The organism is Phytopseudomonas argentinensis (genome assembly GCF_900113905.1).
Classification (GTDB): Bacteria; Pseudomonadota; Gammaproteobacteria; order Pseudomonadales; family Pseudomonadaceae; genus Aquipseudomonas; species Aquipseudomonas argentinensis.
The window spans coordinates 1-20690 of the sequence record NZ_FORC01000002.1; the positions used below are offsets into that span (position 1 = coordinate 1).

Here is a 20690-nt window from a genome sequence, read left to right on the forward strand (position 1 = left end):
TGAGGCGTTGAGCTAACCAGTACTAATTGCCCGTGAGGCTTGACCATATAACACCCAAACAATTTGGCTGTTAGACGGTTGAAGTCGACAGTAATGCCGAAAATTTGCGAGAACACGTAATACCAACTGACATCACATACCCAATTCGCTGCAGCGGCTAAACCCCGAAGCAGCAACCAGTTTGCTTGACGACCATAGAGCGTTGGAACCACCTGATCCCATCCCGAACTCAGTAGTGAAACGATGCATCGCCGATGGTAGTGTGGAGTTTCTCCATGTGAGAGTAGGTCATCGTCAAGCTTCTACTAGAAACCCCAGATCTCGACAGAGGTCTGGGGTTTCGTCTTTATGGGCCGGGAAAAAGAACGGAGCCGAGAGCGATCAGGCTATCGCTTGTTCAACCTTGATGCTCAAAGTAAGCCGCAATTACCTAAGCCGCCGCACAACCCCGTTGGGGCCGACGTAACGCTGGGGTAATGTTTGTCGCGCAGATAATCGGTATAACGGTGCGTTGCTTGCAGGGTCTCATTTAGAATGGTCGATATTTTCGAGAACTCCATCCATGCCCGAGTCGGCCGCTCAACAGTCGTTAGCTGATGTTCCTCTGACGGAGCTGGTCGCCTGCCATGAGTGCGATCTGCTGATGCGCCGGCCGGTGATTGCCGATGGTGAGCGCGTCGAGTGCCCCCGCTGTGGCTATGAGCTGTATAACCACCGCCCCCAGGTGATACGCCGCAGCCTTGCACTGGTGCTGGCTGCGCTGTTTCTCTATATCCCCGCAAACTTCCAGCCGATCATGCAGATGACCATGCTTGGGCAGACGTCCCATGACACGGTATGGAGCGGGGTTCTGGGGCTGTACGACAGCGGCATGCAGAGCATTGCCGTGGTGGTGTTCCTGTGCAGCATGGCGGTTCCGCTGCTCAAGCTGCTCTGCCAGCTATTGGTGCTGTTGAGCATCTGTCTCAAGGTAGGGCGCGGCTATGGGCTGCTGCTGTACCGCATTTATCACCATATGCGCGAATGGGGCATGCTCGAGGTCTACCTGATCGGCATTCTGGTCTCCATCGTCAAGCTGGCGGATATTGCCGAGCTGTCCATCGGCTTTGGGCTGTTCTGCTTTATTGCGCTATTGCTGGTACAGGTCTGGCTGGAGGTGACCATGTCGCCTCACCAGATCTGGGAAGCGCTGGCTGGGGAGGATGTCCGTGCGCGCCATTGATGCCGGGCTGATCATCTGCCATGAATGTCACCAGCTCAACCGCCACCAGCCCGAGTTGAAACGACAGTTCTGTACGCGTTGTGGTGGGCGCATCCATGAGCGCCGACCCAACAGCCTGGTGCGCACCTGGGCCCTGCTGATCACCGCGGCGATCCTCTATATCCCCGCGAACGTGCTGCCGATAATGACGGTCAACTCCTTCGGCAAGGGGGCGCCGGACACCATCATGTCCGGCGTCATCACCCTGGTCGAAAACGGCATGGCGCCGATCGCCATCGTGGTGTTCGTGGCCAGCATCCTGGTGCCGACCTTCAAGCTGGTCGGCATTGGTCTGTTGCTGTACTCGGTACAGCGACACCAGCCGATGTCGGCCCGGCAACGCATCTTGATGTATCGCTTCATCGAATGGATAGGACGCTGGTCCATGCTGGATATCTTCGTCATCGCCATTCTCGTGGCGGTGGTGCGGTTCGGCAGCCTGGCCAGCGTCGAACCGGGTGTGGGAGCGGTGGCATTCGCCAGCGTGGTGATCCTGACCATGCTGGCAGCACTGACCTTCGACCCACGGTTGATTTGGGATAACACGGAATCGGATGACGACCATGAATGATCTGCCCACCGCCAGGACGCGTCCGGCTTCCAACTGGTCTGCCATCTGGGTATTGCCGCTGATCGCACTGCTGATCGGCGGCTGGCTCGCCTGGCGTGCCTACAGCGAAGCCGGTATCGAGATCCAGGTGGTGTTTGCCAGCGGCGAAGGTATCGAGGCCGGCAAGACCGAAGTGGTCTACAAGGGCATGTCGATCGGCAAAGTGAGCAGCCTGACCCTGGACAAGAGCGACAAGCAGCGTGGGGTCATCGCCACGCTGGAGATGAACAAGGATATCGAGCCGCAGCTGCGTACCGGCACCCGCTTCTGGCTGGTAAAACCGAGCGTCAGCCTGGCCGGTATCACCGGGCTGGAGACGCTGGTATCGGGTAACTATATCGCCTTCAGCCCGGGCACCGGTGAGCCGGCCTATGACTTCCAGGCCCTGGCTCAGGCGCCGCCGCTGTCCGATGAGCAGCCGGGATTGCACCTGACCCTGAAGGCCGAGCGACTGGGGTCGCTGAATCGCGACAGCCCGGTGTTCTTCAAGCAGATCCAGGTTGGCCGGGTGAAGGACTACGAACTCGCTGCGGATCAGGCGTCGGTGGAAGTGAAGGTGTTCATCGAGCCTGCCTATGCCCATCTGGTGCGCAAGCACACGCGATTCTGGAACGCCAGTGGGATCAGCGTCGACGCCAACTTCTCGGGGGTCAAGTTCCGTAGCGAGTCGCTGGCCAGCATCGTGGCCGGCGGTATCGCCTTTGCCACACCGGAGCATCGCAAGGACAGCCCGCCTACCGACCCCAGCAAACCCTTCCGCCTCTACGAGGACTTCGATGCTGCCCAGGCCGGTATCAAGGCGGTGGTCAAGCTGACAGATTTCGAAGGGCTGCAGGCTGGCCGTACGCCGGTCATGTACAAGGGTATTCAGGCCGGTTTGCTGAAGACCCTCAAGGTCGACCCGGATCTGAAAAGCGCCACCGCCGAACTGGCCATGGACCCGCTGGCCGAGGACTACCTGGTCGAGGGCAGCCAGTTCTGGGTGGTCAAGCCGTCGATCTCCCTGGCCGGCATCACCGGGCTGGAGGCGTTGGTCAAGGGTAACTACATCGCCATTCGCCCGGGCGAGCTGGGCGGGCCACCACGCCGTGATTTCGTCGCCCGCACCAAGGCGCCACCGCTGGATCTCGGCGCCGAGGGCCTGCACCTGGTGCTGTTCAGCGACACCCTCGGCTCGGTGGACGTTGGCAGCCCGATTCTCTACCGGCAGATGAAGGTCGGTTCGGTACAGAGCTTCCAGCTCGCGCGCGACAACAAGCAGGTGGTGCTCGGCGTGCACATCGAGCCCGAGTACGCCACTCTGGTGAACCGCACCACGCGCTTCTGGAATGTCAGCGGCATCACCCTCAAGGGCGGCCTGTCCGGCATCGAGGTCAAGAGCGAGTCGCTGCAGACCCTGATGTCGGGCGGCATCGCCTTCGAGACCGATGACCTCAAGGCGCCTGCCGAGGCAAAGCGCGTGCAACGCTTCAACCTCTACGCCGATCGTGAGGCATCGTTGCAGCGCGGCGACACCTTGAGTATCCGGGTCGAGCGCGGCGATGGTCTCTCGCCAGGTACCGAGATTCGCTACAAGGGGCTGCAGGTCGGCAAGATCGAGCGTGTCGAGCTGACCGGTGACCTGCAGGCGGTGATGCTGCATGGGCGCATCACCACCGCGGCGCAACAGGTGCTGCGCCCCGGTTCGCGCTTCTGGGTGGTCAAGCCCGAGATCAGCCTGGCCGGCGCTGCCAACCTGGATACCCTGATTGGCGGGCAGTACATCGAAGTGCAGCCGTCCAGTCAGGGCAGCGGTCGACAGACCGATTTCGTGGCGCTCAAGCAGGCGCCCGAGCAGGTGGTCGAAGAGCCAGGCTTGCGCCTGGTGCTCAGTGCTCCGCGTCGCGGCTCGTTGAAGGCTGGTTCACCCGTGACCTATCGAGAAGTGCAGGTCGGCAAGGTCACTCAGTATGAGCTGGGCGCCACGGCTGACCGGGTGCTGATCCATATCCTTATCGAGCCGCGCTATTCCAGCCTGGTGCATACCGGTAGCCGCTTCTGGAGCAGCTCCGGGTTCGGCGTCGACTTCGGCTTGTTCAAAGGCCTTCAGGTGCGTACCGAGTCGGTGGAGACACTGGTCGCCGGTGGCGTGGCCTTCGCGACACCAGAGCCGACCGGCAATGCAGCGGTCCCGGGGCAGACCTTTGCGCTGTTCGACGAGGCGCAGCCGGAGTGGTTGCAGTGGGCGCCGAAAATCAACTTACCCAAGTGAGTGAAGGCAGCTGCGCGTCGGCCCTGCGGCATTAAAAACAGGTTCGGGCAGCCGCTTGCGGCTAACGCGCTTTAGCGCGGCCCGAAGGGTGAGCGAAGCGAGTCATGCTCATGTACAAAAGTACAGACGCCCGCGACCCCGGCCGCTTCCTCGCCTGTTTTTGTGGGGCCGCCTGGGCCTTGCAGGACTCTAGCTCGCGAGCCTTCAATTAGTGTGAGAAGAAAAGGCCCGCGTATTCCGCGGGCCTTTTGCGTTACAGGGCGAGGATTACGCCAGTTCGGCCGCATCCTGTTCACTGCTGGCAGCTGTTGCAGCCTGCTCGCGGCGTTTGATGTACTTCCAGTCCGCTTCGTCGATGTAGATGCCGTTCGGGCCGCTGCCACCTTCCAGGTCGATGGCCACGGTGGCCGACACCTGGGGTTTTACCGAGGCCAGAATCGGCACGAAGCCGAGCTGCAGGCTGGTTTCGATCAGCGCCTGCTGGTTGCGCTCGTCGATGTCCGCTGCCTCGTCGAGGTAGTAGGGCAGACGCACCCGGCCGGCCTGGTCGCGATCCATCAGATGCAACAGCAGGTACATATTGGTCAGTGCCTTGATGGTCATGGTGGTGCCGTTGGAGGCTGCGCCATCGATGTCGGTGTGGATCACCGGCTGGCCATGCACCTTGGTGATCTCGAAGGCCAGTTCGAACAGGTCCTTGAGACCGAGCTGGTTGCCGTTGGCGGCGACGAGGCGTGCCAGGTACTCCTTGGCCTCCTCGTTCTTGACGTCCTGCTCGCTGCTCTGCTGCAGGTCGAACACCGACAGGGTTTCGCCTTCTTCGTACTGGCCGGCGCTGTGGATGATCTGGTCGATATGGCGCAGGGCATCCTTGTTCGGTGCCAGCACGATGCGGAAGCTTTGCAGGTTGGAGACCTGACGCTTGTTGATCTCGCGGTTGAACAGCGCCAGCTGGTGCTCGAGGTTGTCGTAGTCGCTGCGGATATTGCGCAGGGTACGGGCAATGTCGGTCACTGCCGCACGTCTGGCCTTCGCTAGCGTGAGGGCTTCGTCCTGGCGGTGAGCATAGGCGTTGACCAGCAGTTGCAGGCGGCGCTCCATGTCGTCTTCGCTGTCGAACTTGGCGACACCCTTGAGCCGCACCTGGGCGTACAGCGCCTCGATCTGCCCGTCGATGCGCTGCAGCGCCTGCCAGGTGTCCTGGTAGTCGTTGAGCAGCGGCAGCAGGTTGTCCAGGGAGTCGTCCACCGGCTCCATGTACGGCGTGCCGAACGGCAGGTCGGCGGGCAGCAGTTGGCGACGACGCAGGGCGTCTTCCAGGGTGCGCTCCTTGGATTCCAGGTCACCGATCTGCCGGCTGATCAGCTGCAGCTTGGCGGAGATCTGCTGCACGCGCTCGGTGAACGCATCGCTGGCGCGCTTGAGTTCGTCCTGAGCGGCTTCCAGCTGGGCGAGTTTCTCCAGCTTTTGCGGCTCCTCGGCGGCCAGGGTCTGGCTCTTGCGGAAGTCTTCCAGGGCCTTCTGGGCATCCAGTACCGCCTGATAAAGCTGCTCGGCCTGGGCCTTGCTGGCGGCGCGGTCGGCGGCGACCGATTGCTGGGTCTTGAGCTGCTTGAGCTCGCGGTCGAGACGATCCTTCTGGTCGCGCAGGGCGGCGCGGTCGGCCAGGGCTTGCAGGGCCGGCGGCTCGATGTGGGACAGGTCGATGTCCAGGCCGGGCACCTGGAAGCGCTCGCCCTTGAAGCCGTCGAGTATGGCTTCCAGGGATTTCACCCACAGGTCGCCCTCGTCGAGCTGGATGCCTTTCTCACCTAGCGGCAGGCTGAACAGCTGGCCGTTGAACAGTCGCATCAGGCGATCGACGTCGGCCTGGGAGAACTCTTCGCGCAGGCGCGAGTAGCTGTTGTTGTCGGCGTGGTCGAGCTGCTGCTTGACCGACTTGAGGCGTTTTTCCAGGTCGCGCAGGCGTTCGTCCAGGTCTTCGCTGGAGAACTGACGGGACTGCGCCAGGGCGCCGGCCAGTTCGTCGTGGGCATCCTTGGCAGCCAGCAGCTGGGCTTCCAGAACCTTGACGTCATCGATCAGGGCAAAGCGGTTCTTCAGTACCGCCAGCTCGCCGAGCCAGCGCTGGATCTCGCTGATCTCGCGCTCCATGCGCATCAGTTCCTGGGTGCCGCCGCGCTGATCGTTCTGCAGGCTGTCCTGCTCGCCGCGGTAGTGTTCGGCCTGGATCACCAGTTCTTCCTTGCGGGCATCGGCGTAGTCGTGCCAGGTGCCCAGCAGGTTGTCGAGCAGTGGCGACAGGCGATGCAGCTTGCCGCGCAGCTGTTCGCGCTGGGTGACGCCGGATGCCAGGGCTTCGATCAAGGGGCCGGCAGTGACCAGCGCCTGGTAGTCCTGCTCCATGCGGCGCACGTCGCGGAAGGCTTCCTCGGTGGCGGCGATGTAATCGACGCTGCCCGAGCGCAGGCTGTGCTCGAAGGCATCGAGGAACAACTGCTTGAGCTTCGCCGCGGTGATCTCGCGCATGTGCAGGAGGTTGATGAACAGGGCGCGGAAGGTCTTCAGGCTCTGTTCGCTGGTCGAGCGCAGCGGTATCAGGGTCAGGTCCAGCGGGATGCTGGTGTGGCCGCCGACCAGCAGGCGACGCAGTTCGTCAGGCTTGAGCTCGTAGGCAGTGATGCCGGCCTGGCCGAGGTTCTTGAACAGTTCGCGCTGACGCAGGCAGGTACCGTTTTGCTGGTAGTGGTCCAGGTCCAGCTCGCCTTGGTAGGCGAAGAACTGGTGACCGAAGCCACCGCCCGGGCCACGACCGGCCACGCCGATCACGTGGGGGCCGTGGGGCAGGGCGACTTCGACGAGGATGTAGCTGGTGTCGGTGGCGAAGTAGAACTTGCGCGACTGCTCCAGGCTGTACTTGCCGAAGCTCATGTCCGACATGCGTGCCAGGATCGGGAACTGCAGGGCGTTAATCGACGCCGATTTGCCGAGGTTGTTGGCGCCATACACCGACAGCGGGTTTTCCAGGGGGAACAGGCCGAGGCTGTAGCCGGCGGTATTGAGCAGGGCGAAGCGGCGGATGCCGTAGCGTTCCTGGGTCATGCGTCTTGCTCCTGTGCGGCGCGCTCTTCGGCCATGGCGCGGGCCATGGCCTCTTCTTCGGATTCTTCGGCGTCATCGAGGCTGATGATCGGGTCGCCACTGTCGTCGTCGATCAGCACCGGGGCCGGCAGCGGCAGGTCGGTGCTGTGCAGGCTGGCGGCCAGGTCGCGGTCGTGCTGCACCGACAGGCAGACGTCGAGGAAGCGGTGCATAGGCGGCAGGAAGCGGTACACGCCGTTGCTGTCCTCGGCGAAACCAAGCTGCGTGAGGCGGCGGATGACCTTGTCTTCGAGTTCTTCGTGGGTGGTGACTTCGGCCTGGAGGAACAGGTCGCGGTATTTCTCCAGCAGCGCTGGCAGCTCGTCGCGGCCGATGGTGCCGCCATCGAGTACGGAGAGCGGGTCACGGCCCTGGTCGGCCAGGTGCTCGACCAGAATGAAGGTGAACAGCGCCAGGCGCTGGGCGGTCTTGTTGACCTGGGGCGCGGCCTGCTCCGGCACGAAATAGTAGAAGCCGCGCGGATCGCAGACCAGCTCGAAGCCCAGGGCGCGGAACAGGGCGCGATACTGATCCTGCATGCTGGACAGCTGGGCGTAGCACTCCGGCTCGCTGCGCGAGATGTGGTAGCCCTTGAACAGGTCGCGGAACGCGGCCGCTAGCTGGGTCATTTCTTTCAAATCAATGTTCATGCGTCATGCTCACGGGCAGTCGTAGGGTGGACGACGCTTTATCCGTCCACCGCATGGCAATCAATAAGTTGGACAAAAGACGGCGTTGGCTGCGCGCCCCGGTCCACCCTACGTAAAAATCAGACACTGGGACGGCCCACCAGGGCATAGGAGCTGATGCTGATCTCATGCTCACGGGTCAGGTAGGTCTGGCGTTCCAGGCGGTCACGCTGGAAGCGCCCTTCGCGCGACAGGCGCGAGAACCAGTAGAGCAACTCGTCGGTGGCCCCCTCGGGTTCCTGCTCCAGCAACCAGGTCATCAGGTCCGGCAACGGCAGCGACTGCTCGCAACGGTCGATCATTTCCCGGGCGGTTTTCGGCGCCCTCGGGTTGTCGCCCTTGCGCTTGCCGGTGGCTTTCGGGAAGTGGTTGGGCTTGGCTTCGAAGCGCGCCAGGGCATAAACGTAGGCTTCGACCTGGGAGGCGCTGCCGAGGAAGTTGCTCTGCGGTCGGGTGAACAGCGGCATGGCGGCCTGCGGCACGGCGTCGATGCCTTTCTTGCGGATCACCGACAGGGCCAGCGCCGCACCACGGGTCACGGCGTTGTGGCGGCGGGCTTCCTCGCGCAGCGGCAGCAGCAGTTCGCGGGCCTTGCGCAGGGTCAGCTGGGCGCTGGTCTGCATTTCCAGGATGCGAGCGTGGGTGCGCAGCAGCAGGTCGTCGTCGACCAATTGGCCAAGGCGCTGCTGCTCACCGAGCAGCTTGAGCAGCACCTGCTCGACGCGGCGCACGCCTTGCTCGAAGGCGCCATCGGCGGCGACCAGCTGGATCATCGGCTCGACGTACTCGTCCCAGGTGGCGAGCACTTCGGCGTAACGCTGGCGCAGGGGAATCTGCCGGTCGCTGGTCTTGGCCCGCTCGGCCACGCCGATCAGCGCCTGCTCGTCGTTATTGAGCTTTTTCAACACATCGCGCACGCGCATGTCGAGCAGGCGCAGCTGGCGGGCCAGGTCGTTGCCGTCGCGGATCTCGAAGGCGTCCTGGATATAGCCGGCCAGGCGCTCGAGGTGGCGCAGGTAGGCTTCGATCTCCAGGCACAGGCCGAGGCGGTGTTCGCGGCGCAGGTAGGACAGGAAGTCGTGGATCTGCGCGTTGAGCTCGAAGCGGTTGGGGCTCTTGGCCACCGGCACCAGGATGTCCAGGCGGATCCACTGGTCGAGCAGGGCGGTGACATCCACCGCCGTGCTTTGCGGCGGCAATTGGGCGGTCAGCTGGTTGCGCAGCTCCACCAGACTCAGGGTGCCGGCGTCGAAGCGTTCACCGAGCGGTTCGAGCAGGGCCCAGTGCTCGGCGAGGGCGCGCAATACGCGTTTGGGGTCGATCATCGCGGGACGGTCGCTCGCTTGCGAAAAAACGCCGATTGTACGGGAAACCGACCCGCCCCTGCATTGTCACGCAGGCGTCATCCGCGCGCGGCATGCTCGGCGGCGAATCACCGGCTCATGGTGGGCAATACGCCATGAAATATCCGTAAATGGACAAAATATGCTCAACGGCCTTTCGATCTGTGGCCGTTGTCGGCACAATTCGCGTCCGCTTTTTTCAGGAGGCTGGCGGGCTCCTGTTGGCCGACCTTTATTACGGACTGCGCAATGATCAAAACGCCGTACTACCTCATCGACAAACAGAAGCTGCTGGGCAACATGGAGAAGATCGCCTATGTGCGCGAACACTCCGGTGCCAAGGCGCTGCTGGCCCTCAAGTGCTTCGCCACCTGGTCGGTCTTCGACCTGATGCAGCAGTACATGGACGGCACCACCTCCAGCTCGCTGTACGAGCTCAAGCTCGGCCGCCAGAAGTTCGCCGGCGAAACCCATGCCTACAGCGTGGCCTGGGCCGACGACGAGATCGAGGAGATGCTCGCCAACTGCGACAAGATCATCTTCAACTCCATCGGCCAGCTCGAGCGCTTCGCCGAACAGTCGGCGGGCAAGGTGCGCGGCTTGCGCGTCAACCCGCAGGTCAGCAGCTCCGATTACCTGCTGGCCGACCCGGCGCGCCCGTTCAGCCGCCTCGGTGAGTGGGACCCGGCCAAGATCGAAGCGGTGATCGAGCAGATCTCCGGCTTCATGTTCCACAACAACTGCGAGAATGGCGACTTCGGCCTGTTCGACAAGATGCTCACCCACATCGAGGAGCGCTTCGGCCACCTGCTGCACAAGGTCGAGTGGGTCAGCCTCGGTGGCGGCATCCATTTCACCGGCGAAGGCTATGCGCTGGACGCCTTCTGCGCGCGCCTGAAGAACTTCTCCGAAAAGTACGGCGTGCAGGTCTACCTGGAGCCGGGCGAAGCGGCCATCACCGGCAGCGCCTCGCTGGAGGTCACCGTGCTCGACACCCTCTACAACGGCAAGCACCTGGCGGTGGTCGACAGCTCCATCGAAGCGCACATGCTCGACCTGCTGATCTACCGCCTCAACGCCAAGCTGGCGCCCAGCGAGGGTGAGCACACCTACATGGTGTGCGGCAAATCCTGCCTGGCCGGGGATATCTTCGGCGAGTACCGGTTCGAGAAACCGCTGCAGATCGGCGACCGCCTGTCGTTCGTCGACGCGGCCGGTTACACCATGGTCAAGAAGAACTGGTTCAACGGCCTGAAGATGCCCGCCATCGTGGTCAAGCAGCTCGACGGCAGCGTCGAGGTGGTTCGTGAATTCGGTTTCGACGATTACCTGTCGAGCCTGTCGTAATACCGCAGCACCTTTCTCAACGAGCGCAGTACCCTGGAGGTGAAACAATTGAAGAAGAACGTCCTTATCATTGGTGCAGGAGGTGTCGCCAAGGTGGTGGCCCACAAGTGCGCGCAGCACAACGACGAACTCGGTCGTATTGCCATCGCGTCACGGAACATCTCCAAATGCCAGGCCATCATCGACAGCGTCAAGGCCAAGGGTAGCCTCAAGGTACCCGCCGACATCCAGGCCTTCTCGCTCAATGCACTGGATATCGAGGCGACCAAGGCGCTGATCCGCGAGACCGAATCGCAGATCGTCATCAACGTCGGTTCCGCCTTCCTCAACATGTCGGTGCTGCGTGCCTGCATCGATACCGGCGTGGCCTACCTGGACACCGCCATTCACGAAGAACCGGGCAAGATCTGCGAAACCCCGCCCTGGTATGGCAACTACGAGTGGAAACACCTCGAGGAATGCCAGCAGAAGAACATCACGGCCATTCTCGGCGTCGGTTTCGACCCGGGTGTGGTCAACGCCTATGCGGCCCTGGCCCAGCAACAGCATTTCGACAAGATCGAGTCGATCGATATCCTCGACGTCAATGCCGGCAGCCATGGCAAGTATTTCGCGACCAATTTCGATCCGGAAATCAATTTCCGCGAGTTCACCGGCACCGTCTACAGCTGGCAGAACGCCCAGTGGACCAGCAACCGCATGTTCGAGGTCAAGCGCACCGACGACTTGCCGGTTGTAGGTTCCCAGAACCTGTACCTGACCGGCCACGATGAAGTGCATTCGATCTCCAAGAACCTGGACGTGCCCAACGTGCGCTTCTGGATGAGCTTCGGCGAGCACTACATCAACGTCTTCACCGTGCTGAACAACCTCGGCCTGCTCTCCGAGCAACCGGTGAAAACCGCTGAAGGGCTCGAAGTGGTGCCGCTGAAGGTGGTCAAGGCCGTGCTGCCGGATCCGGCTTCCCTGGCGCCGGGCTATACCGGCAAGACCTGCATCGGTGACCTGGTCAAGGGCACCAAGGACGGCAAGGCCCGCGAGGTGTTTATCTACAACGTGGCCGATCACGAAGAAGCCTTCGCCGAGACCGACAGCCAGGGCATCTCCTACACCGCCGGCGTACCGCCGGTAGCCGCTGCACTGCTGGTGGCCCGTGGCGAGTGGGATGCAGCACGTATGGTCAACGTCGAAGAACTGCCGGCCGAGCCGTTCCTCAAGCTCCTCGACGTGATGGGCCTGCCCACGCGTATCAAGGATGAGCATGGTGATCGTCCCTGGGATCAGTCGCTGTAAGACTGGCCTACGCAGTCGCTGCATGAAAAAAGGATCGCCTCGGCGATCCTTTTTCGTTTCCAGATGCTGCGCTCAGACGTTGAAGCGGCCGACCAGGCGGTTGAGGTCGGCGGCCAGGCGCGACAGCTCATGGCTGGAGGCGCTGGTCTGGTGGGCACCGGTGGCGGACTGTACCGATAGATCGCGAATGTTCACCAGGTTGCGGTCCACCTCGCGGGCCACCTGGGCCTGCTCTTCCGCGGCACTGGCGATCACCAGATTGCGCTCGTACATCTCGCCGATTCCGTTGGTGATCTCGTTCAAGGCGTCGCCCGCGCTCTGGGCCAGCTCGCGGGTATCGCGCGCCTGACGGGTGCTGGCTTGCATGGAGGTCAGGGCCTGGCTGGCGCCGGTGCGCATGCTGGAGACCATCTGCTCGATTTCCTGGGTCGAGTTCTGGGTGCGGTGGGCCAGGGCCCGTACCTCATCTGCCACCACCGCGAAGCCGCGGCCGGACTCGCCGGCTCGCGCCGCCTCGATGGCCGCGTTGAGGGCCAGCAGATTGGTCTGCTCGGCAATCGCGCGAATCACGTCCAGCACCTTGCCGATTTCCTGGGATTGTTCGGCCACCCGTTGTACCAGGCTGGAGGTGCCTTCCACTTCGCCGGACAGGTCACTGATCGCAGCGATGGTCTCCGAAACCCGGGCCTGACCCTGCTGGGCGGCGTGATTGGCCGACTTGGAGGCCTCGGAGGTGGACACCGCATTGCGGGCCACTTCATCCACCGCGGCGCTCATCTCGTTGACGGCGGTAGCGGCCTGCTCGATCTCGTCATTCTGCTGCTGCAGCCCACGGCCGGCTTCGTCGGTCACCGCGTTGAGTTCTTCGGCGGCGGCAGCGAGCTGGGTGGACGAGCCGGAAATTGCCGCCAGGGTTTCGCGCAGGCGCTGCTGCATCTGCGCCAGGGAGACCTGCAACTGGCTGACCTCGTCGCGGCCCTCGACCTGGATACCCTGAGTCAGGTCGCCATCGGCCACATGGCGCGCGGCCTGCACCGCCTGCTTCAGCGGCCCGACGATACTGCGGGTGAGCAGCCAGGCCAGCGCCACGGTGATCAGCGCTGCCAGCAGGATCACCCCGACTACCACCCGCTGCGAGTGGGCATAAGCCTGCGCCGATACCGTACCTTCCTGGGCGATGCCCTTGCTGTAGATGTCGCCCAACTCGGCCAGCTGCGCGCCGGTACCGTCGACCACCGGCTTCATGTCGACCAGCAGCAGTTTGTTCAGCGCATCGCGCTTGCCCTGGCGCGCCAACACGAAGGAGTCGGCCATGCCGCGCTGGTAGGCGGCGAAATCCTTGCGAAACTGGTCGTAGATACGCTGCTCGTCCGGCGTATCGATAAAGGGTTCGAAGTCACGGATGTTCTGTTCCAGCACCTTATTGCGCGCGTCGTACTGGCCCACGTAGGTATCGACGTTGGCCGGATCGGGATCCAGCGCCACGCGCAGGGAAATGGTGCGAATGCGCAGCATGTTCTCGCGGATGGAAGCGACCGCCTGGATGCTCGGCACCCAGTCGGTTTCGATGTTGCTGGCGCGTTCGCGGATGCTCGACATGGTGCTCAGCGAAAAGATGCCCAGAAAGGCCACCATAAGGGCAATCAGGCCGAAGCCGAAGGCAGCGCGGGGTGCGATGTTCCAATTGCGTAGCAGCATAGGGACCTCTTGGGTCTGGCAGTATTGTTGTTGTCCACCGGGCTATCGGCTGCCGGGGAGGGCGCTTGAACGCCGATGTGACGCTTTCGGTGATCTTGCAAAAAATAGTTACACAGTCATAGGATGTCTGACCACAATAATCACAACAAGCAGGCTTCCCATGCTCAAACCGCTCGCTGTCGCTGCACTGGCGTCCTGCCTGGCCACTACCGCCCAGGCTGCCGTTTCCTTCGCCTATATCTCCAGCCCGAACGATGGCCTGATTTCCCAGTACCGCCTGGATGACGGCACGGGAGCCATTACCCTGGTGGAGCAGACCCAGGCCGGTGACAAGGTCAACCCGATGGCGCTCTCGCCCGACGGCACGCTGCTCTTCGCGGCCCAGAGGGTCGCGCCATTCAAGGTGATCAGCTACCGGGTCGATGCTGGCACCGGGCATCTCGAGCGCCTTGGCCAGGCACCACTGGCCGACAGCATGGCCTACCTGTCCACCGACCGCAGCGGACGCTTCCTGCTGGCCGCTTCCTATGGCGGTGCGCTGCTCAGCGTGCAGGCTATCGACAAGGACGGCCAGGTCGCCGACCAGCCCCAGGTCTACAAGACCGGCCCGTTCGCCCATTCGATTCGCACCGACCCGAGCGACCGCTTCGTGTATGCCGGTAATCTCGGTGCCGACAAGGTGCTGCAGTTCAGCCAGGACAAGCAGAGCGGCGCGCTGACGCGCATCGGTGACGGCTTCGCCACCACGGCAGCCAAGACCGGCCCGCGGCATATCGCGTTTTCACCCAATGGCAAGTTCCTCTACGTGGTAGGCGAACTGAGCGGCACGGTCACCGGTTATGCCATCGATGGGCAGACCGGTGCCCTCAAGCAGGTGAGCGCGGCCAATGGCATTCCCGCATCACTCGGGCTGGCCCATGGTGAGGCGCGCAGCGCCGCCAACAATGACTTGAAGGACGACCCGACGCCGCGCATCTGGGCCGCCGATATTCGCCTGTCGCCTGATGGTTCGCTGCTGTACATCACCGAGCGCACCACCAGTTCGGTGTCGGCCTTCACGGTCGACGCGAATGACGGCAGCCTGAAATTTCTCGGTAATTATCCGGTGCAGGAAAAGCAGCCGCGCAATATCGCCTTCTTCCCCAACGGCAAATGGCTGCTGGTCACCGGCGAGAAAAGCCAGACCATCGGCAGCTACCGGATTGGTGACAAGGGCAGCCTCGACCGGGTGAGCGAGGCGAAGTCCGGCGATGGCGCACTGTGGATCGAGATCCTTCCGGTCAAACCCTGATCGCGGCAGCTGGCGTACATGAAAAAAGGATCGCCTCGGCGATCCTTTTTCGTTTCAGCCATGTGTGCGGTCAGACCGTCACCACGCCCAGCAGCACCGCCGAGGCCAGCATGATCAGGCTGATGCCCCAGGCCCACAGCACGGTGTAGCGGATGTGCTTGTACAGCTCGACGCCCGCCAGGCCGATGGCCAGGTACACGCTGGGCACTACCGGGCTGACGCCGAAGCCGGTGTTCTCGCCAATCAGCATGGCGTTGGCCACCGATGCCGGGTCGACGCCGGCCGCCACGGCCACGTCGCGGATCACCGGCAGCAGGGCGAAGTAGTAAGCGTCCGGTGAAAACAGCATACCCAGCGGCACGCCGAAGGCACCGATGATCACGTGAATCCAGTTGGCCGAGCCCTCGGGCAGAATGTTGATCATCCAGTGCGCCATGCCGTCGGACATGCCGGCGCCGGCCAGCACGCCGAGCAGGATGCCGGCCGCAAGCATCACCAGGGCCATTTGCATGGCGTCCGTGGCGTGGGCGCGCAGCGCCTGGTTCTGGTCATCCAGGCTCGGGTAGTTGAGCAGTAGGGCGATGCCCAGGCCGACCATGAAACAGGCGAACAGCGGAAAGGCGCCGGTGAACAGGCAAACCAGAATGCCGGCGGTCAGCGCCAGGTTGGCCCAGTAGCGCCAGTTGCTGGTCGGCAGCATCTGCGAGGTGTCGACCTGTGGTGCGTCAGCCGGTGCGCTGTCGATCACCGCACCGCCATTGGCCGCGAAGCTGCGTTGCGCGCGCAGGCCGAGAAACACCGCCAGGCTCATGACCAGCACCAGCCCGACAGCCTGGATGGGAATCAGCGAGATCCACAGCTGCGAGGCGTCGATGCCGGTCACCGCCGAAGCGCGTGCGGTAGTACCGCCCCAGGGCACCATGTTCATCACCCCGGCGCTGAGCACCACCAGGCACAGCAGCATCTGCCGGCTCATGCCCAGGCGCAGGTACAGCGGCAGCAGGGCGGGAATCACCAGCAGGAAGGTGGCGGCGCCGATGCCGTCGAGATGGGTGACCGAGGTCACTGCCACTGTGACGATGGCCACGGAAAGCGGGCGGCCCTTGGTGCTTTTCAACAGAAAGCGCACCAGCGGGTCGAACAGCCCGCGGTCACGCATGATGCCGAAATACAAGATGGCGAAGATGAACAGGGTGGCGGTCGGTGCCACGGTCTTCAGGCCTTCGGTGATGAACTTGCCGATTTCGCCAAGGCCGAAGCCGGCCATCACGCAGGCGATCACCGGCAGGGTGACGAAGGCGACCAGCGGGGTGATACGGCGCATCAGGATCAGGATGACGATGCTGAACATCAGGGTGAAGCCGAGGGCGGTGATCATGACGATCTCTCCGGTTTTATTATTGTTGGAGTCGCAGGGCTGGCGGCGCTGGTGCTATGGGGGTGGTGGCAGCCTCAGGTCGAGCAGGGCATAACTCAGGCTCTTGCCATGGCGGTCGATGGCGGGGCTGGCATTCACGCCGCCTTCCAGGGCGTTTTCCACCACGAAGTTGAGGCCGCCCAGGTTCGGCAGCTCGAAGCGGCGCACCGTGCCGATGCGGCGGTGGGCCAGGCAGCCCGCCACCCGCTCGACGGTCAGCTCGCGGGCCAGCCAGGCATAGTGCGCGGCGTCATAGGCGAACACCGCCACGCTGAGAATGTTGCCCTTGTCGCCGGCACGGGCGTGGGCGTAGTCGCACAACAGAACGTCGCTCATCAGAACCACTCCACCTGTTGCTGCACCGCGGTGCGGGGAATGAAGAAACTCGCCGTGCCGATGGATTCGGTGAGGTGCCGACGCACGCCGCCGCCGCCCGCCGGGCCGTTGGTGTAGAGCGATTCGGCGTCGAGCAGCAGGTTTTCCAGCAGCGCCTTGTCACGGTCGACGAAACTGATGCGCAGGCGCACGTCCTGCGGGTCCTGTGCGCTGGCCAGGCGCTGCTGCAGCCAGTCGCCGCGGGCGTCGTTGAACAGGCTGGCGACGCCGATCAGGTCGAACCAGGGCGTCAGGTGCGGTGCCAGGCGGGCGTAGCGTTGCTGCAGAATGTCCCGGGCCAGGGCGGCGCGGGGCAGGGCACCGGGCCCTGCGTAGGAGATTTCCGCTTCGCCGAACCAGTTGCCGCGCAGGCCGACCAAGACCTTGAGTTCGGCCGGCCGCGGATGGCCGCGTACACCCTCGACTGCCACCCGGTCAGGGCCGACCTGGCGCACCCGCACCTGGGTCAAGTCCAGGGTCACGTCCGGGGTCAGGTAGGCGGCCGGGTCATGCACCTCGTAAAGCAGTTGCTCCTTGACCGTGCGCTCGGTGACGCAGCCGCCGGTGCCGGCGGCCTTGCCGATGATCAGACGCCCATCGGCCTCGATGCTGGCGATCGGGCAGCCGACATTGGCCAGATCCGGCACGTCCTTGAGGCCCGGGTGGGCGAAATAGCCGCCGCTGACCTGGGTACAGCATTCGAGCAGGTGGCCCACGGTGGTGGCCAGGGCGATGTGATCCCAGTCGTCGGCTTGCCAGCCAAAGGCGTGACGCAGCGGGCCGACCGCCAGGCTGGGGTCGGCGACGCGGCCGCAGAGCACGATATCGGCGCCTTCATCCAGCGCCCGTACGATGCCATCGGCGCCGGTGTAGACGTTTACCGACACCACCTCGCCATCGAGCTGGGCGGGCAGCCAGTGCTGCAGCGCCTGGGATGACTCGAGCAGGTCGTCACCCAGTACGCAGGCGATGCGCGCCGCGGCGAAGCGCCCGCCCTGCAGTTGCTGGCGCAGGCGTCGGGCGGCCGCGCCGGGATTGGCCGCGCCGCCGTTGGTGATGATCGGGATGCCGGCGGCCAGGCAGGTTTCCAGCACCGGTTCGAAGAAGTCGAACAGCCGGGTCGCATAGCCGCTATCGGCATCTGCCAGACGGCGCAGCTGCGCTTCGGCCAGGGTGCGCTCGGCGAGCAGTTCGAAGAACAGAAAGCGCCGGCCGTCGCGTGCCGCCAGGTCGCTGGCCAGTGCCAGGGCAGCATCGGGGCGATCATTGGCGAAGCCTGCCCCGCAACCGATATGGACTGTTGTCATCGTTAGGATCCAGGTCGAGGTCTGCTGCGAGCGTGCCGTGTCTGGATTTAGTTGTGAATTCGAAATGTGATATCAATTGATAAATTAATTTTATAAAACCACTCATCATGGATATCAGCTTTCGCCAGCTTCAGGCGTTCGTGCTCATCGCCGAGCAGCGCAGCTTCAGCCGCGCCGCCGAGCAGATTCACCTCTCGCAACCGGCACTCAGTTACAGCCTGCGCAAGCTCGAAGAAGCCCTGGGGTTGGCACTGTTCGCACGCAACACCCGCAGCGTCGAGCTGACCGAGGCCGGGGTGCGCTTTCTCGAGCAGGCTCGGCGCCTGCTGCGCGACATGCATAACGCGGTGCACGACGCCCACGAGCAGTTGCATCTGCAGAGTGGCTCGCTGCGCATCGGCGTGTTGCCGTCGGTGGCCATCGAGCCGTTGCCGCGGGTACTGGTCGATTATCGGCAACGCTACCCGGGTATCGAGATCAGCCTGCGTGACGGCCGCGCCGGGGAGATCCGCCAGTGGGTCGGCAACGCCGAAGTGGACTTCGCCATCACCTCGGCGGCCGATGAGCCCGGCGTGCTGGATTTCCAGCCCCTCTACGATGACAGCCTGGTATTGCTGGTGCGCGGCCTGGGCGGGTTGCGTGGCAAGAAGCTGCTCACTGCACTGCAGAACCTCGATTACGTGGCCACCACCCGTGACACCAGCCTGCGCACCATGGCCGACCAGACCCTGCAGTGCATGGGGTTGCTGCGCGAGCCGGCATTCGAGGTGGCCTATATGAGCAGTGCCGCCGCGCTGGCGCGGGCGGGGCTGGGCTATGCGCTGCTGCCGGCGAGCGTGGCGGACACCTTCAACGGCGATGGCAGCCTGTCCGTGCACCCGCTGCCAATGGCCCCGGCCCGCGGCATTGGCGTGCTGCAGCGCAAACCCTGTTACCTGAGCCCGCCGGCCCAGGCGTTCGTCAGCCTGCTCGAGCAGCACGCTCGTGCCATTGGCCGCTAGCCACGACTGACGTTTGGGGCTACCCGTGGCAGGCGATTCACGCGACAATCAGCGCCCTCGAAAATCGATGTGCCGGGTACCTGACGTTTGAACACCGAGCTGCGCCGCCGCGCCTACCTGGATGCCATGCAAGTGGCCAGCTGGCTGCCGCGCGTCGAACTGCCTTTCGCGGCGCCGTCGCGGCCCGAGTTGCTGGCTGCCTTCGAACCAGAGCCGGAGCCTGCTGTTGCCGTGGCGCCCCTGGTGCAGGAGCGGGCGCCGGCAGCCGTGCCTGCGGCCCCGCCAGCGAGCAGCGAGGCGGTTCGGGAGCGGCCACGCATCGAAGTGCCCAAACCCGGCACCACCGCCAAGGCCAACGAGCCTGCCGCAGCGGCTGAAGTCAGTACGCCGACGCCCCGTGAGCGCCCCGTGCCACCACCGCGTTTTGCCCTGCAGCTACTGCGCGCCGGCAACTGCGCGCTGCTGGTCGAGTTGCCCACCGGCGAGCCGTTCCAGAGTCGCGACCCGGCCTACCTGTTGCTCAAGGATCTACTGCGCGCCGCCGGCCTGCCCGATGCCCCGCAGATCATCGGCGAACCGGTACGCTGGCCACTGCTGGTGCGCGGCAACATGGACCAGGGCCCACAGGCAGCCCTGGATTTCGTACAGAGCTTTATCGGTGCCCGGCTGGAAGAGCAGCAGCCCTGCGCCTGCCTGTGGCTGATCGGCCTGCCGGCGATTCGTTTCGCCGGCGCGGCCGATGCCGAGGCCTACAACCGCGAGTTGCAGGTCGAGGAACTGGGCGCCGCCTGGGCGCTGCCTGGGCTTGAGCTATTGATGGACGAACCGGAGCGCAAACGGGCGCTGTGGCAGGCCATGCAACGGGTGCGGCGGCGCTGGCTGGAGGCCTCGGCATGAGCGATGCGGTCACCTTCCGCCGGGCCACCGAGGCGGATATCGATGCGGTGTTGAAGATCGAATACGCAGCGTTCAGCCATCCCTGGACGCGCGGCATCTTTCTCGACAGCCTGAAGTCCTACGAAGTCTGGCTGATGTTCGAAGGCAGCCAGCAGGTCGGCCATGGGGTGATCAACGTGATCATCGACGAGGCGCACCTGCTCAACATCACCGTCAAGCCGGAGAGCCAGGGCCGCGGCCTGGGCCTGCGCCTGCTCGAGCATCTGATGGCCCGCGCTGCGCAGCTCAAGGCCGGTGAGTGTTTTCTGGAGGTGCGCTCCAGCAACCAGGCTGCCTACCGCCTGTACGAGCGATATGGCTTCAACGAGATTGGCCGGCGGCGCGATTACTATCCGGCGCCAGGCGGCCGTGAAGACGCCCTGGTGATGGCCTGCACCCTGGTCGAGTGAGTTACCGGCGCAGCGCCCAGCGCCGCTCGCGGCGTTCTTCCTCGACCTGGCTCAGGTCGTACTTGTCGAGAAACTCCCGGGTCTGCTCATCACGCTGGGGCTGATCCGCCTGTTTCGATTCACCGGGCGCCTGGGCGGTTCTTTGTGCTGCGTCCTTGGCCGATTGGCGCGGCGCCAACGGCTCCACCACGTCGCGCAGAATCGGCGGCTCGGCCGATCTTGCAGTGGCCGGCTGGCTGTCGGCGCGTGCGTTACTGTCAGTCATGACGAACTCCCATCTGTCATTGCTTCTGCCCAATGGACGGCTGCAAGTGCCGAAA

General features: G+C 63.8%; 17 protein-coding genes and 1 rRNA gene. 10 read left to right on the forward strand and 8 right to left on the reverse strand.

The window, feature by feature from the left end; genetic code table 11:
• The first annotated feature begins 184 nt into the window (after positions 1-184).
• The 4 genes from rrf to BM154_RS08530 all read left to right on the forward strand — a co-directional run bounded on the left by rrf (position 185) and on the right by BM154_RS08530 (position 4122).
• Positions 185-300, forward strand: a 5S ribosomal RNA gene (gene rrf / locus BM154_RS08515).
• 262 nt (positions 301-562) lie between these two features.
• Complete coding sequence (locus tag BM154_RS08520; protein ID WP_074882449.1) at positions 563-1222, forward strand: paraquat-inducible protein A; 660 nt, start codon at positions 563-565, stop codon at positions 1220-1222.
• A complete protein-coding gene (locus BM154_RS08525; protein WP_074885191.1) occupies positions 1209-1832 on the forward strand; it encodes a paraquat-inducible protein A in 624 nt (207 codons plus the stop codon). The genes BM154_RS08520 and BM154_RS08525 overlap by 14 nt, the downstream gene beginning before the upstream one ends.
• Positions 1825-4122: a PqiB family protein gene (locus BM154_RS08530; protein ID WP_074882450.1), complete on the forward strand. Its 2298-nt coding sequence runs from the start codon at positions 1825-1827 to the stop codon at positions 4120-4122. Before BM154_RS08525 ends, BM154_RS08530 begins: the two co-directional genes overlap by 8 nt.
• A gap of 267 nt (positions 4123-4389) precedes the next feature.
• Here BM154_RS08530 and mksF read toward each other — a convergent pair whose 3' ends face one another.
• The 3 genes from mksF to mksB all read right to left on the reverse strand — a co-directional run bounded on the left by mksF (position 4390) and on the right by mksB (position 9277).
• Positions 4390-7224 (reverse strand): Mks condensin complex protein MksF, encoded by a 2835-nt coding sequence (gene mksF, locus BM154_RS08535; protein ID WP_074882451.1) that lies wholly within the window; start codon positions 7222-7224, stop codon positions 4390-4392.
• Positions 7221-7913 carry an Mks condensin complex protein MksE gene (mksE, locus tag BM154_RS08540; RefSeq protein WP_074882452.1) on the reverse strand — a complete coding sequence of 231 codons (693 nt, stop codon included), beginning with the start codon at positions 7911-7913 and terminating at the stop codon, positions 7221-7223. Before mksE ends, mksF begins: the two co-directional genes overlap by 4 nt.
• 119 nt (positions 7914-8032) lie before the next feature.
• Positions 8033-9277: an Mks condensin complex protein MksB gene (gene mksB / locus BM154_RS08545; protein WP_074882453.1), complete on the reverse strand. Its 1245-nt coding sequence runs from the start codon at positions 9275-9277 to the stop codon at positions 8033-8035.
• A 267-nt stretch (positions 9278-9544) separates the two neighbouring features.
• On the opposite strand from mksB, the gene BM154_RS08550 reads away from it, so the two are divergent.
• Both BM154_RS08550 and BM154_RS08555 read left to right on the forward strand, forming a co-directional pair.
• Positions 9545-10642, forward strand: a complete 1098-nt coding sequence (locus tag BM154_RS08550; RefSeq protein ID WP_074882454.1) for a carboxynorspermidine decarboxylase — start codon at positions 9545-9547, stop codon at positions 10640-10642.
• Between the two features lie 48 nt (positions 10643-10690).
• On the forward strand, positions 10691-11935 hold the full coding sequence (locus tag BM154_RS08555) for a saccharopine dehydrogenase family protein (protein WP_074882455.1): 1245 nt from the start codon (positions 10691-10693) through the stop codon (positions 11933-11935).
• Between the two features lie 72 nt (positions 11936-12007).
• On the opposite strand, the gene BM154_RS08560 is transcribed toward BM154_RS08555, so the two are convergent.
• Positions 12008-13633 carry a methyl-accepting chemotaxis protein gene (locus BM154_RS08560; RefSeq protein ID WP_074882456.1) on the reverse strand — a complete coding sequence of 542 codons (1626 nt, stop codon included), beginning with the start codon at positions 13631-13633 and terminating at the stop codon, positions 12008-12010.
• Between the two features lie 160 nt (positions 13634-13793).
• Here BM154_RS08560 and BM154_RS08565 point away from each other — a divergent pair, with 160 nt between their 5' ends.
• Positions 13794-14924, forward strand: coding sequence for a lactonase family protein (locus BM154_RS08565; RefSeq protein WP_074882457.1), 1131 nt, complete (start codon positions 13794-13796; stop codon positions 14922-14924).
• A gap of 70 nt (positions 14925-14994) precedes the next feature.
• Here the strand turns inward: BM154_RS08565 and BM154_RS08570 are convergent, their stop codons facing one another.
• Genes BM154_RS08570 through BM154_RS08580 form a run of 3 tightly spaced genes read right to left on the reverse strand, consistent with a single transcriptional unit; the run spans position 14995 to position 18023 of the window.
• Positions 14995-16302, reverse strand: a complete 1308-nt coding sequence (locus BM154_RS08570; RefSeq protein ID WP_074882458.1) for a CitMHS family transporter — start codon at positions 16300-16302, stop codon at positions 14995-14997.
• Positions 16303-16356: 54 nt separating this feature from the next.
• Positions 16357-16677, reverse strand: a complete 321-nt coding sequence (locus BM154_RS08575; RefSeq protein WP_074882459.1) for an AtuA-related protein — start codon at positions 16675-16677, stop codon at positions 16357-16359.
• Entirely contained in the window at positions 16677-18023 is a 1347-nt protein-coding gene (locus tag BM154_RS08580) for an acyclic terpene utilization AtuA family protein (RefSeq protein ID WP_074882460.1), read from the reverse strand. The genes BM154_RS08575 and BM154_RS08580 overlap by 1 nt, the downstream gene beginning before the upstream one ends.
• Before the next feature lie 107 nt (positions 18024-18130).
• Here BM154_RS08580 and BM154_RS08585 point away from each other — a divergent pair, with 107 nt between their 5' ends.
• The 3 genes from BM154_RS08585 to rimI all read left to right on the forward strand — a co-directional run bounded on the left by BM154_RS08585 (position 18131) and on the right by rimI (position 20370).
• A complete protein-coding gene (locus BM154_RS08585; protein WP_074882461.1) occupies positions 18131-19024 on the forward strand; it encodes a LysR family transcriptional regulator in 894 nt (297 codons plus the stop codon).
• An 87-nt stretch (positions 19025-19111) separates the two neighbouring features.
• Positions 19112-19921: an energy transducer TonB gene (locus BM154_RS08590; RefSeq protein WP_139225419.1), complete on the forward strand. Its 810-nt coding sequence runs from the start codon at positions 19112-19114 to the stop codon at positions 19919-19921.
• Positions 19918-20370 (forward strand): ribosomal protein S18-alanine N-acetyltransferase, encoded by a 453-nt coding sequence (gene rimI, locus BM154_RS08595; RefSeq protein WP_074882462.1) that lies wholly within the window; start codon positions 19918-19920, stop codon positions 20368-20370. Before BM154_RS08590 ends, rimI begins: the two co-directional genes overlap by 4 nt.
• A 1-nt stretch (position 20371) precedes the next feature.
• On the opposite strand, the gene BM154_RS08600 is transcribed toward rimI, so the two are convergent.
• Positions 20372-20635, reverse strand: coding sequence for a hypothetical protein (locus BM154_RS08600; RefSeq protein ID WP_074882463.1), 264 nt, complete (start codon positions 20633-20635; stop codon positions 20372-20374).
• Positions 20636-20690: the final 55 nt, after the last annotated feature.